General features: G+C 67.2%; 12 protein-coding genes. 4 read left to right on the top strand and 8 right to left on the bottom strand.

Features of this window, described 5'->3' with window-relative positions; genetic code table 11:
• Positions 1-148: 148 nt before the first annotated feature.
• Positions 149-1,570 (bottom strand): type I glutamate--ammonia ligase, encoded by a 1,422-nt coding sequence (gene glnA / locus JL108_RS13080; protein ID WP_205198681.1) that lies wholly within the window; start codon positions 1,568-1,570, stop codon positions 149-151.
• 192 nt (positions 1,571-1,762) lie between these two features.
• Between glnA and JL108_RS13075 the strand changes: the two genes are divergently transcribed.
• A complete protein-coding gene (locus JL108_RS13075) occupies positions 1,763-2,149 on the top strand; it encodes an RDD family protein (protein WP_143914676.1) in 387 nt (128 codons plus the stop codon).
• A 112-nt stretch (positions 2,150-2,261) separates the two neighbouring features.
• Here the strand turns inward: JL108_RS13075 and JL108_RS13070 are convergent, their stop codons facing one another.
• Genes JL108_RS13070 through lipB form a run of 3 tightly spaced genes read right to left on the bottom strand, consistent with a single transcriptional unit; the run spans position 2,262 to position 4,665 of the window.
• Positions 2,262-2,966, bottom strand: a complete 705-nt coding sequence (locus JL108_RS13070; RefSeq protein WP_143914677.1) for a DUF4191 domain-containing protein — start codon at positions 2,964-2,966, stop codon at positions 2,262-2,264.
• A 29-nt stretch (positions 2,967-2,995) separates the two neighbouring features.
• On the bottom strand, positions 2,996-3,931 hold the full coding sequence (gene lipA / locus JL108_RS13065; RefSeq protein ID WP_205198666.1) for a lipoyl synthase: 936 nt from the start codon (positions 3,929-3,931) through the stop codon (positions 2,996-2,998).
• An 11-nt stretch (positions 3,932-3,942) separates the two neighbouring features.
• Positions 3,943-4,665: a lipoyl(octanoyl) transferase LipB gene (gene lipB / locus JL108_RS13060; RefSeq protein WP_205198665.1), complete on the bottom strand. Its 723-nt coding sequence runs from the start codon at positions 4,663-4,665 to the stop codon at positions 3,943-3,945.
• An 80-nt stretch (positions 4,666-4,745) separates the two neighbouring features.
• On the opposite strand from lipB, the gene JL108_RS13055 reads away from it, so the two are divergent.
• The gene (locus tag JL108_RS13055; protein WP_205198664.1) at positions 4,746-5,159 is read left to right on the top strand and encodes a hypothetical protein; all 414 of its coding nucleotides are present in this window, start codon (positions 4,746-4,748) and stop codon (positions 5,157-5,159) included.
• 131 nt (positions 5,160-5,290) lie between these two features.
• On the opposite strand, the gene JL108_RS13050 is transcribed toward JL108_RS13055, so the two are convergent.
• From JL108_RS13050 to lpdA, 3 genes are read right to left on the bottom strand one after another with little or no spacing between them, the layout of a single operon-like run.
• Positions 5,291-6,181: a TIGR01777 family oxidoreductase gene (locus JL108_RS13050; protein WP_205198663.1), complete on the bottom strand. Its 891-nt coding sequence runs from the start codon at positions 6,179-6,181 to the stop codon at positions 5,291-5,293.
• 5 nt (positions 6,182-6,186) lie between these two features.
• Entirely contained in the window at positions 6,187-7,986 is a 1,800-nt protein-coding gene (sucB, locus tag JL108_RS13045) for a 2-oxoglutarate dehydrogenase, E2 component, dihydrolipoamide succinyltransferase (protein ID WP_205198662.1), read from the bottom strand.
• Between the two features lie 17 nt (positions 7,987-8,003).
• Positions 8,004-9,386, bottom strand: coding sequence for a dihydrolipoyl dehydrogenase (gene lpdA, locus JL108_RS13040; protein ID WP_205198661.1), 1,383 nt, complete (start codon positions 9,384-9,386; stop codon positions 8,004-8,006).
• Positions 9,387-9,504: 118 nt separating this feature from the next.
• Between lpdA and JL108_RS13035 the strand changes: the two genes are divergently transcribed.
• A complete protein-coding gene (locus tag JL108_RS13035; protein WP_205198660.1) occupies positions 9,505-10,059 on the top strand; it encodes a hypothetical protein in 555 nt (184 codons plus the stop codon).
• A gap of 222 nt (positions 10,060-10,281) precedes the next feature.
• On the opposite strand, the gene JL108_RS13030 is transcribed toward JL108_RS13035, so the two are convergent.
• Positions 10,282-10,914 (bottom strand): Ltp family lipoprotein, encoded by a 633-nt coding sequence (locus JL108_RS13030; protein ID WP_205198659.1) that lies wholly within the window; start codon positions 10,912-10,914, stop codon positions 10,282-10,284.
• Between the two features lie 381 nt (positions 10,915-11,295).
• On the opposite strand from JL108_RS13030, the gene JL108_RS20265 reads away from it, so the two are divergent.
• Entirely contained in the window at positions 11,296-11,868 is a 573-nt protein-coding gene (locus JL108_RS20265) for a DUF222 domain-containing protein (protein ID WP_205198658.1), read from the top strand.
• Positions 11,869-11,936 lie beyond the last annotated feature (68 nt).

Genomic DNA, 11,936 nt, shown 5'->3' with positions numbered 1-11,936 from the left:
CCCCCAACCCCCCCCCCCAGCCCGCGGGGGGTCTCTCGTGGGGGGGGGGGGGGGGCCCCCCCCCCCCCCCCCCCGTTTCCGGAGACTACTGACAGAGGGTGGTTTCGATACGGTCGCTCGTTCCTCGCGGCCTACTCAGCCCCTCGAATCAGATGTCGTAGTACAGCTCGAACTCGTGCGGGTGGGGGCGGAGCTGGACCGGGGCGATCTCCTCGGTGCGCTTGTAGTCGATCCACGTCTCGATCAGGTCGGGCGTGAACACGTCACCGGCGGTGAGGAACTCGTGGTCGGCCTCGAGGGAGTCGAGGACGGCGTCGAGCGAGGTCGGCACGTGGTCGATCTCCGCGTACTCCTCCGGCGGGAGCTCGTAGATGTTCTTGTCGACCGGCGCGGGCGGCTCGATCTTGTTCTTGATGCCGTCGAGGCCGGCCAGCAGCAGCGCCGAGAACGCCAGGTACGGGTTGGCCGACGGATCGGGGCAGCGGAACTCGATGCGCTTGGCCTTCGGGTTGTTGCCCGTGATCGGCACGCGCACACACGCCGACCGGTTACGCGCCGAGTAGACGAGCGCGATCGGGGCCTCGTAGCCCGGCACCAGACGGTGGTAGGAGTTCACCGTCGGGTTCGTGAACGCCAGCAGGCTCGGCGCGTGGCGCAGGATGCCGCCCACGTAGTGGCGCGCCATGTCCGACAGTCCGCCGTAGCCGGCCTCGTCGTAGAACAGCGGCTCGCCGTTGTTCCAGATCGACTGGTGGCAGTGCATGCCCGAGCCGTTGTCGCCGAAGATCGGCTTCGGCATGAAGGTCACGGTCTTGTCCGCGGCCCACGCCGTGTTGCGGATGATGTACTTGAACTTCATGACATCGTCGGCCGACTTCAGCAGCGTGTCGAAGTTGTAGTTGATCTCGGCCTGACCGGCGGTGCCGACCTCGTGGTGACCACGCTCGACCGTAAGACCCACCGTCTCCAGGTTCGACATCATGTCGTCGCGCAGATCGGTGAAGTGGTCGGTGGGCGCGACGGGGAAGTAGCCGCCCTTGTAGCGCACCTTGTAGCCGCGGTTGTCGACGATGTCGTCACCGGTCGACCAAGCACCGGCCGCCGACTGGATCTCGTAGTACGACTTGTTGGCGCTCGTGCCGAAGCTGACCCGGTCGAAGATGTAGAACTCGGCCTCGGGCGCGAAGAACGCGGTATCGCCGATGCCCGTGGTCTTCAGGTACGCCTCGGCCTTGCGGGCGATATTGCGCGGGTCGCGCGAGTACGCCTCGCCGGTGATCGGGTCGTGCACGAAGAAGTCCATGACCAGCGTCTTGCGCGCCCGGAAGGGATCGACATACGCGGTCTTGACGTCCGGGAACAGCGCCATGTCGGACTGGTCGATGCTTTGGAAGCCGCGCACCGACGATCCGTCGAAGGCCAGGCCGCTGTCGAGGATGCCCTCGTCGAACGAGGAGACCGGCACGGTGAAGTGCTGCTGGATACCCGGCACGTCGGTGAACCGGACATCGACGAACTCGACACCCTCGTCCTTGATGAATCTGAACAGCTCGTCGGCATTGCCGAACATCTGGGCCTCCTCGACCGCCGGGGGCGGGTCATTGTGATACATCGACAGCGACGCTTCATCAGCGTCACCAGTGAGCCTAGGCGGGCGTGATTACTCCACCATCACTGGTTTGTTTCATCGATGTTACAAAGACCGAGGCTCAGTCGCCGATCGCGAAACGGGCGGCAGGGGAGCGAACGGTAGGCTCGCGACGTGCCGAACGAGCCCTCACCCGACCTGTACGACGCGTCGCCCGGCCGCCGACTCCTCGCCCTCGTCATCGACTGGACCCTCGCGATGGCCTTCGCCTGGGCCGCCTTCGGTACCGGTTTTCCGCCCCAGACGCCGGGGGAGAGCTTCATCGTCCAGGGCGTCTTCGTCGTCATCACCGGCCTGACCATCGGCTTCCTCGGAGTCTCCCTCGGCAAGCGGCTCGTGCGCCTCGCCGTCGTCGACGTCAACGGCCGCCCGATCGGCTGGTGGCGCGGGCTCGTGCGCACCGCCCTCCTCAGCCTCGTCATCCCCGCGATCATCCAGCGCGACGGACGAGGACTCCACGACCTCGCCGTCGGCAGCAAGGTCGTCCGCGTGGGGAAGTGATCTCGTCGCCGTAGGTGATTTCGATACGCGACGCGCTCGCTTCGCTCGCCGTCGCCACTCAATCACCGAGCCGGCTGTGATCTTTGGCTACTCAATCACCGAGTCGGCTGGGTCAGCCGCGCATCATCTTGCGGGCGCCCTTCATGCTCGTGGGCATCGGGCCGCGCGGCATGGGGGCGGCTGGGCGCATCGAGTCCAGCGCCTTGACCTTGTAGAGCACCTCGGTCTGCTGCGCCGCCTTGATCTTCTTGGGCAGCTTGCGGACCTTCTTGACCAGCTTGGGCAGGGGCACCTCGCCCTCGCCGCGACCGACCATCAGCATCGTGATCGGCACGTCCTCACCGACGATCCGCGCGTGCTTCTTGGCCTCGCTCGTCAGCAGATTCTTGGTGCGTCCGGGGCTGCCCTCGCCCACCAGGATCACACCGGGACGGCCGATCACCCGGTGCACCACGTCCTGCTGCTTGTTGAAGCCGACCGCCTGCTTGACCGTCCACCCACGACGGAGCATCGTCAACGCCGCACCGCCGGCGCCCAGCTGGCCCTCGGCCTGCTGGTACATCGACTTCTCGGCACGACGGCCGAAGACCGTGATCGTGGCCAGCGAGGCCACCGCGATCGACAGGAAGACCGTCAGGATGATGCTGAACCAACCGGTACCGACCAGCAGCGTGCTCAGCGTCGCGGTGATCGCCGCGGCCACGACCCAGATCGCCAGCAGGATCCACCCGAGGCGAGGATCGGTCTGCTTGGTATTGCGATAGGCCTGCCGCATCTGCGCGATGCGGCCCTGGGGCACGGCTGCGGGGTTGGACATACGGTCGATTCTACGTCAGCGGCACAGGCTCAGGCGCGGGCCTGGTCCCTCGCCTCGAGCGCCTGCTGGTACAGGCGGCCGGCGCGGTACGACGAGCGGACCAACGGTCCGGACATGACCCCGGCGAAGCCGATCTCGCGGGCCTCATCGGACAGCTCCACGAACTCCTCGGGCTTGACCCACCGCTCGACCGGATGGTGCCGCGCCGACGGACGCAGGTACTGCGTGATCGTGATGAGATCGCAGCCCGCGGCATGCAGATCCCGCAGCGCCTCCGAGACCTCCTCACGGGTCTCACCCATGCCGAGGATCAGGTTCGACTTGGTCACCAGGCCGAAATCGCGGGCCTGCGTGATCACGTCGAGCGAGCGCTCATAGCGGAAGGCCGGGCGGATGCGCTTGAAGATGCGCGGCACCGTCTCGACATTGTGCGCCAGCACCTCGGGCCGCGACTCGAAGACCTCGGTCAGCAGCTCGGGGATGCCGTTGAAGTCCGGGATCAGGTTCTCGACACCCGTATCCGGGTTGAGTTCGTGGATCTGCCGCACCGTCTCCGCGTACAGCCAGGCGCCGCCATCGGGCAGGTCGTCGCGGGCCACACCGGTGATGGTCGAGTAGCGCAGCTGCATCTTCTGCACGCTCTCGGCCACTCGGCGCGGCTCGTCGCGGTCGAGGGCCGAGGGCTTGCCGGTGTCGATCTGGCAGAAGTCGCACCGCCGCGTGCACTGCTCACCGCCGATGAGGAAGGTGGCCTCGCGGTCCTCCCAGCACTCGAAGATATTGGGGCAGCCGGCCTCCTGACAGACCGTGTGCAGACCCTCGCCCTTCACGAGGTTCATGAGCTCGTTGTACTCCGGGCCCATCTTCGCGCGGGTCTTGATCCACGGCGGCTTCTTCTCGATGGGAGTCTCCGCATTGCGGACTTCGAGGCGCAGCATCTTGCGACCGTCGGGTGCGATAGTCATCTCTTCCAGACCTACCTGGGTGTCGGGGGTTGGACGGTTCCGATCGCGAGGCTCGGGTGGTCCACGCGATCGATGTCGGGGGAGGGATCGTAGGGCTTCCACGTCAGCAGCTCGGCGAGGTGGTGGGCCACGGTCGGTGCCGCCTCCAGCACGGTCACATCGCGGCCGAGTTCTGCGCTCAGGGTCGTGACCCCGGCATCGGCGATGCCGCAAGGGATGAAGCGGTCGTACCAGCCGAGGTCGACATCGCAGTTCAGGCTGAACCCGTGCATCGTGACGCCGCGCGAGACGCGGATGCCGATGGCGGCGATCTTGCGCTCACCGCGTCCGGGGGCCTCCGGCAGCCACACACCGGACCGGCCCTGCACCCGTCCGGTGGCGAGGCCGAACTCCGCGAGAGACCGGATCAGGGCTTCTTCGACGCGCCGCACATAGTCGACCACCAGCACATGCGAGGGCAGCTTGGTGATCGGATACCCGACGAGCTGGCCCGGACCGTGGAAGGTGATCTTGCCGCCGCGGTCGACATCGACCACCGGCGTGCCGTCCTGCGGACGCTCGAACTGCTCCGTGCGCTTGCCCGCCGTGTAGACCGGGGGATGCTCCAGGAACAGCGCGGTGTCCTCGATCTGATCGGCCACGCGCTGCGCGTGCAGTTGACGCTGCAGCTCCCAGGCATCGAGATATTCGATCGCCTGCTCGCCATACCACGAGTCGAGGATCCGAAGACTCACACGACCAGCCTACGCTCCCCACCAGACGAGGTTGTGGACAGCGCCCGACCCGTGAGTAGCTTTCACGGCACGATCGGCTCATGGACGATCTTCTGGCCGCGATCCTGGTGCTGTTACCCCGCTCGGGGGCGGGCGATCCCTGCCGAGTGCTCGACGGACTCGACCTCCACCGTGCGGTCGCTTACGCGCGCCTCGACCCCGACGGAGTCACCGCGCAGTACGCCGAGCGGGCGCAGACCGACGACATCGCGACGGCCGAGGACTATCGCCGACGTGGCGTGCGCATCGAGGGCGGGCGTGTCGAGCGGCAATCCTGCGAGGAGGCCGACGGGCGCCTCCACGTCATCGAGCGCCTCGGCCCGGCTGTCGCGGTGCTGCCGGACGGAGAGCGACAGGCGTTGCCGCGGGAGCCGTGGCAGGAGCGCGAGGTACAGCTGGTGGTCGAGCACGGCCGCTGGCGCATCGCCTCCGTGCGGGACCCGGTGGTTGAGTAGCGAAGTGCGCTCTGCGCGCGGAGCATATCGAAACCACCACACGGTGACGTGGTTTCGATACGGCCCTCGTTCCTCCCCCGCAAGCGGGAGGTGCCCCCAGGGCCTACACAACCACCGACTGGCTGGCCTGCTCAGGCGAGAGCGGCGTGGAGGATGTCGTCGATCGAGGTGTGCTCGAACGTGTAGCCGGCCCGGAGGAGGGTTTCCGGCTCCAGACGCAGCGAACCGAGCAGATCCTCGGCGAGTCCGCCGAGGGCCGCTTTGACCGCGAACGCGGGAGCGACGAACGGCGCCGGACGATTCAGCGCGCGGCCGAGCGCCTTGGTGAACTCGGCATTCGTCGGCGGAGAAGGAGCCGCCAGGTTCACCGGGCCGCTCACGTCGTTCTCGGCGACGAAGTGCACTGCCTCCACCCAGTCGCGACGGCTGATGCACGAGAAGAACTGTTCACCGGAACCGAGCCGCGCGCCCAGGCCGAGCGAGAACGGCACCTTCATCAGCTTGAGCGCCCCGCCGGCATCGTCCAAGACGATCGAGGTGCGCAGGAACGCCACCCGGGCACCGGCATCGCGTGCGGGCGCCGCGGCCGCCTCCCACGCCTGCGAGACCTCCGCGAGGAAGCCTTCACCGGTCGAGCCCGAACCCTCGGGCAGCACGGTCTCGCCGCGATCGACGCCGTACCAGGACATGCCCGATCCGGACAGGAAGGCCGGGGGAGTGGATGCGGCCGCGATGGCCCGCGCGAGGGTGTCGGTGGCGCTGACCCGCGAGTTGAGGATCTCCACCTCGCGCCCCTTGGTGCGAGGCCACTGCGAGATCGGCGCACCGGAGAGGTTCACCACCACATCGGCATCGCCGATGAGGGCGGTGTCGACCTCGCCGTTCGCGGGATCCCAACGGGAAGCATCTGCGGAGGTGTCCTCACCGCGGACGAGGCGGGTCACGTCGTGGCCCGCCTCGCGCAGAGAAGACACCAGAGGGGCACCGAGAAAACCCGATGCCCCTCCGACGACGATACGCATACGCGTCAGCCTAGTTCGCCTTCGAACGCCGCGCTCTCCAGGCGCTGCTTGACGGCCGTCAGGAAGCGGCCGGCGTCAGCGCCGTCGATGATGCGGTGGTCGTAGGTCAGCGCCAGGTACGCCATGCTGCGGACCGCGATGCTGTCGTTGCCGTGCTCATCGGTCATGACCACCGGACGACGGACGATCGCGCCGACACCGAGGATCGCCGACTGCGGCTGGTTGATGATCGGCGTGTCGAACAGCGCACCGTTGCTGCCGAGATTGGTCAGCGAGAACGTGCCGCCGCTGAGCTCATCGGGAGCGATCTTGTTGGTGCGGGTGCGATCGGCGACATCGGCGATCTTGCGGGCCAGACCCGCGATCGACAGATCGCCGGCGTCCTTGATCACCGGCACGATCAGGCCGCGCTCTGTGTCGACCGCGACACCGAGGTGCTCGCCCGCCGGGTAGGTGATCGTGCCGCCCTCGAGATCGAGCGAGGCGTTGATCTGCGGGTACTGCTTGAGCGCCTCGACCGCCGCCTTGGCGAAGAACGGCAGGAAGGTCAGCTTGACGCCTTCACGCTCACCGAACGCGTTCTTGTGCTGGTTGCGCAGCCGCACGACCTCGGTGACGTCGACCTCGTGCACCTGCGTGAGCTGCGCGGAGACCTCCAGCGACTCGGTGAGGCGCTTGGCGATCGTCTTGCGCAGTCGCGAGACCTTCTCGGTCTTGCCACGCAGGGCCGAGACCTCGGTGCTCGGAGCCGGTGCGCTGCTCGACGGAGCCGAGGACGCAGCGGCGGGCTCGGGCTGCTCGGCCTTCTTGGCCGCATCGAGCACGTCCTGCTTGCGGATGCGTCCGCCGACGCCGCTGCCGGTCAGCGACGTCAGATCGACGCCGTGCTGCTTGGCGAGCTTGCGCACGATCGGGGTCACATAGCCCTCGTCACCCGACGACGAGCTGGAGGACTCCTCGGCCTTGGGCTGCTCCTGGGCCGGCTTCGGCTCCTCGGCCTCGGGCTTCGCCTCGAGCTCGGGCTCGGGCTGCGGCTTGGCCTCGGGCTCCGGGTTCTTCTCCGGCTGCTCCTCGGGCTCCTCGTCAGGCTCCGGCTCGTCGGCGGGCTCGGAGGACTCGCTCTCCTCCGACGACTCGCCCGGAGCGGCGTCGCCCGAGCCGATGACGGCGAGCTCGGCGCCGACCTCGACCGTCTCGTCCTCGTCGACCTTGATCTCCAGCAGCGTGCCGGCGATGGGGGAGGGGATCTCGGTGTCGACCTTGTCGGTGGAGATCTCCAGCAGGGGCTCGTCGACCTCGACGGTGTCGCCGACCTGCTTGAGCCACTGGGTGACGGTGCCCTCGGTGACGCTCTCACCGAGCGCGGGCAGCGTCACGGCCTCGCCACCGGAACCACCGGCGGGCTTGCTCTCGGCCTGCGGCGCGGGAGCGGATTCGTCGGGCTCGGCGGCCGGCTCCTCGGACTCCTGCTCGGCGGGCTCCTCAGCCTCGGGCTCGTCCGCGGTGGGCTTCTCCTCGGCCTCGCTCGACGTGGAGTCATCGCTGCCGGACTCACCGGCGGACTCACCCTCCTCGCCGATGACGGCGAGCACCTCGCCGACCTCGACGGTGTCGTCCTCGTCGAACTTGATCTCGAGCAGCACGCCCGCGACGGGCGAGGGGATCTCGGTGTCGACCTTGTCGGTGGAGATCTCCAGCAGGGGCTCGTCGACCTCGACGGTGTCGCCGACCTGCTTGAGCCACTGGGTGACGGTGCCTTCGGTGACGCTCTCACCGAGGGCGGGAAGGGTGACGTTCTCTGCCATGGGTTCCTCTGTCCGATTCAGGCGTGTGAGTGCAGCGGCTTGCCGGCGAGGGCCAGTGCGGCCTCGCCGAGGGATTCGTTCTGGGTGGGATGGGCGTGGATCAACGGAGCGACGTCATCGGGATAGGCCTCCCAGTTGACCAGGAGAGACGCTTCGCCGACCTGCTCGCCCATCCGGGCACCGATCATGTGGACGCCGACGATGGGCCCGTCGGCTTGGCGTACGAGCTTGACGAGACCCGCGGTCTGCAGGATCTGGCTCTTGCCATTGCCGCCGAGGTTGTACTCGACGGTCTCGACCTCGCCGTACTGCTCGCGCGCCTGCTGCTCGGTCAGGCCGACCGAGGCCAGCTCGGGCTCGCAGTAGGTGACGCGCGGGATGCCGGAGTCGACGACGGGGGCGGGGTTCAGGCCGGCGATGTCCTCGGCGACGAAGATGCCGTGGGCGAAGCCACGGTGCGCGAGCTGCAGGCCCGGTACGAGGTCGCCGACGGCGTAGACGCCGTCGAGATTCGTGTGCAGGCGCTCGTCGGTGGGGACCCAGCCGCGTTCCAGCGAGAGACCCGCGTCCTCGAAGCCCATCCCGCCCGAGTTGGGGCCGCGGCCGACGGCCACGAGCACCAGGTCGGCGTCGAGTTGCGTGCCGTCCTCGAGGCTGACACGCGCGCCGGAGTCGTCCTGTTCGACGCCGGTGAACTTGACCCCGGTCCGGAAGGCGATCTTGCGCTTGCGGAAGGCGCGCTCGAGACCCTTGCTGAGTACAGGATCCTCGAGCGGGACGAGCCGGTCGAGGGCCTCGACGATCGTGACCTCGGCCCCGAGCGAGTTCCACACGGAGGCGAACTCGACGCCGATGACGCTGCCGCCGATCACCACGACACGCTGAGGGACCTCGTCGAGGGTCAGCGCCTGCTCGCTGGTGACGACCCTGCCGCCGATCTCGACCCCGAGGGTGCGGGGGACCGAGCCGGTGGCGAGGACGACGTGACGACCGGTGTGCCGGGTGCCGTCGACCTCGACGGTGTGAGCGTCGATGAGGCGACCCTCGCCCTCGATGACGGTGATCGCGTCGGCGGAGCCGATGAGTCCGGTGAGGCCCTTGTAGAGACGATCGACCACGCCCTGGCGATAGCGGTTGACCGAGGGCATGTCGACGCCGTCGAAGCTGGCCTGGATGCCGACATCGGCGGCATGGCGGGCAGTCTCGGCGACTTCGGCGGCGTGCAGGAGGGCCTTGGTGGGGATGCAGCCCTCGTGCAGGCAGGTGCCGCCGAGCTTCTTCTTCTCCACCAGGGCGACGGTCAGACCGAGCTGTGCGGCGCGCAGCGCGCACGCATAGCCTCCGCTGCCCGCTCCGAGAACGACGATGTCGAACTCGCTGCCGGGTTCGGCGTCGGCCACAGCTTCCCTCCCGTCGGATGTCTGGCGTCCATCTTGTCACTTCGGGCACCCCTGCGCCCAGTGGGGTCGCCGACGCGTCGGTAACTTCCGTCTGGTCGCCATCGGGCACACTAGGGCCGTGGGTTGGTTCTCCAAACGCAAGCGCACCGACGGCGGTGCTGTGGTCTCCGATCGTGACGCGACGCGCGCCGATCTCGCGGCTTTACGTGAGTTCGTGGAGTCGCGACGCGGGGTCGAGGCCTTCGTCGAGCCGGCCACCTCGGTCACGCAGACCACGGTGCTGCTGGTCGCCAGCGACGGTGAGTGGACGCGCAAGCGCATCGCCTCGCCCAAGGTGGCCTCCGACTTCGCTCGCAAGCAGGGCATCCCCCTCTACGACGCGAACCGGGTCGGCTACCCGCAGCGCATGCGGGACTACAACCAGCGGTCTTCCGCGAAGCGCGCGACGACCTCGTCTCCGCAGCGCGCCTCGCTGAGTCCGGACCGGTTCAAAGCGCTGATGGTGCTGGAGTCGATCGCCGGTGCCGAGCCGCTCGGCAAGGAACCGGCCCCCGAGGAGATCGAGCGGGTCTGGAAGCGGGCGCGGAACGCCGCGCATCCCGATCGCCGTGGTGGCGACCGCACCCAGTGGGACAAGGTCGAAGAGGCCGCCCGCACCCTCGGCCTGCACTGAGTCCATTCCGGGCTTGCCCGACGGAAGATGTGACTCCGTGGTTGCCATGACAACCGCGGAAGCACATCCTTCGTCCTAAGGTGCACGAAGGATGTGATTCCGCGGTAGCTATAGCGACCGCAGAATCACATGTCTAGTTCATGAGGTGGCAACTCGATACCGGACGGCGGCGGAGACACTGCCTCTTCCGTTGCCCAGGTGTGTCCGACATCGATCCTGACGCTAGAGACCAGCTTGGTCGACGCCGTAGGTGGCCTCTTCTGGCGAGAAGCCATCAAACTGCAGTTGCTCGATGAGACCGACACGGGAGAAAGAGGTGAAGTCGAGGTACTCCTGCGCGGACTTGGCAGCTTGCTCGTTCCAGTCGGGCTGAAGGTGATCCACGGCGAAGGTCGCGTCCTCGGTTGTGTAGCCCTCGAATTCGAGCTGAGTGATGAGTCCTGAACGCGAGAATGCGGTGAACCTGAGGTAATCCTCTGCCGAACTCACTGCATTCCTCTGGCCGGCGGTCATCGACTCTTCAGGCTCCGCTTCCGCTTCCGGTTCCGGCTCCTCGGCGACGACGGTCTCGGCATCTGCGGTTTCGGTGGCAGCAGGCGTGCTCGATGCGGCAGGCGAATCGGCATCGCCCTCTCCGCCGCTCAACGCGGCACCGAAGATGATCAGCGCAACGAGCGCACCGGGGATCACGATGCGCTTCTTCTTGAACCACGGCCGCTCAGGCTCGGGGGCGTTACCTGCCATTGCGGGCTGAGTCTGAGCAGGGTCGATCCACCGCTCACCGTCCCAGTACCAATTCTGGCCTGACCCGTCAGGGGCCGGATAGTAACCAGCATTCGGCTTCTGATCGCTCATATGCGGAATCTTACTGGCCAGTAATGCTGTCTGTCTCACGTTTCCCGAGACTGATCGGCCGCTCATTTCAGCCGTGCTAGCCGGGCGTGTGTATGACGGAGCGCGCCGCTCTCGTTTTCCGTGATCCGACGAGTCGGCGCGTGCGGGTCCTTCACTACTTCGGAGAGTCACTTCCGCTGAAGCCCTCGTCAAGGGGCACTTCTCCGGGAAGTTGTGACCGGCGGGATCATCCCCGCTTGCGGGGAGCGCACTTGCTGACCTGCGCAAACGCACGGTGTCTGGTGGTTTCGGCATCACTTTTCTAGCACGCACGGACTCCGCGTGGGGTGGGTGTGGATGAAGCCGGAAAGTGTCGGGGCACTCCTCGAGGATGGGAACCGTATGGAACACCAGTTCGATGCAGGCGCCGCCTCCACCGGTGACCTGCTCGGCAGGGACCTGGGCAACGACCGCACCGCCGGGAACCGGCTCCTCGCCGCAGCCAAGGATGTCCCGGAAGAATCGCTCACCGACCAAGCACTCTCAGCCGGGGACCTGACACTGGCTCAGGCCCGGATTATCTCTGACGGGCTCAAGAACTTCCCCACCGAGACCACGCCTGAGCAGCGAACGGTTGCGGAGCGGACACTGATCGCCGACTCGGGAATCTTAACGCCGAAGGACCTGCGGGCGCGGGCGGATCGGATCGCCGACCAATGGGCTACCAAGAAGGACGTGGATCGGCACGAATCCTCATTGTTGGTCGAACGGGAACAACGCGCCTGGGACTCCACGCGCCTGAGCATGTGGGCGAATGGTGACGGCACCACCAGTGGCCGGTTCATGATCCCCGACGCCCAAGCTGCGATGTTGAAGACGGTGTTGGATGCGTATGCGTCGCCATGTCGTGCGTCGACGCTTGGGCGTGAACGTACCGACGAACTACACCACCCGCGTCGGTCAGGGGTTCTGTGAACTCATCGAGCGGGTTCCGACTGATCGGTTGCCGAACCACGGCGGGAACAACGTCCTCGTCACGGTGA

This window comes from Aeromicrobium sp. YIM 150415 (assembly GCF_016918125.1).
GTDB lineage: Bacteria > Actinomycetota > Actinomycetes > Propionibacteriales > Nocardioidaceae > Aeromicrobium > Aeromicrobium piscarium.
Note: the sequence above shows the minus strand (reverse complement) of the source record. Positions and strands in the feature narration are given on the sequence as shown.

Bases quoted from the DNA above. Each gene is read 5' to 3' on its own strand.
- glnA (WP_205198681.1), bottom strand. From the start codon at position 1,570: ATGTTCGGCAATGCCGACGAGCTGTTCAGATTCATCAAGGACGAGGGT.
- JL108_RS13070 (WP_143914677.1), bottom strand. From the start codon at position 2,966: ATGTCCAACCCCGCAGCCGTGCCCCAGGGCCGCATCGCGCAGATGCGG.
- lipA (WP_205198666.1), bottom strand. From the start codon at position 3,931: ATGACTATCGCACCCGACGGTCGCAAGATGCTGCGCCTCGAAGTCCGC.
- JL108_RS13055 (WP_205198664.1), top strand. From the start codon at position 4,746: ATGGACGATCTTCTGGCCGCGATCCTGGTGCTGTTACCCCGCTCGGGG.
- JL108_RS13050 (WP_205198663.1), bottom strand. From the start codon at position 6,181: ATGCGTATCGTCGTCGGAGGGGCATCGGGTTTTCTCGGTGCCCCTCTG.
- sucB (WP_205198662.1), bottom strand. From the start codon at position 7,986: ATGGCAGAGAACGTCACCCTTCCCGCCCTCGGTGAGAGCGTCACCGAA.
- JL108_RS13030 (WP_205198659.1), bottom strand. From the start codon at position 10,914: ATGAGCGATCAGAAGCCGAATGCTGGTTACTATCCGGCCCCTGACGGG.
- JL108_RS20265 (WP_205198658.1), top strand. From the start codon at position 11,296: ATGGAACACCAGTTCGATGCAGGCGCCGCCTCCACCGGTGACCTGCTC.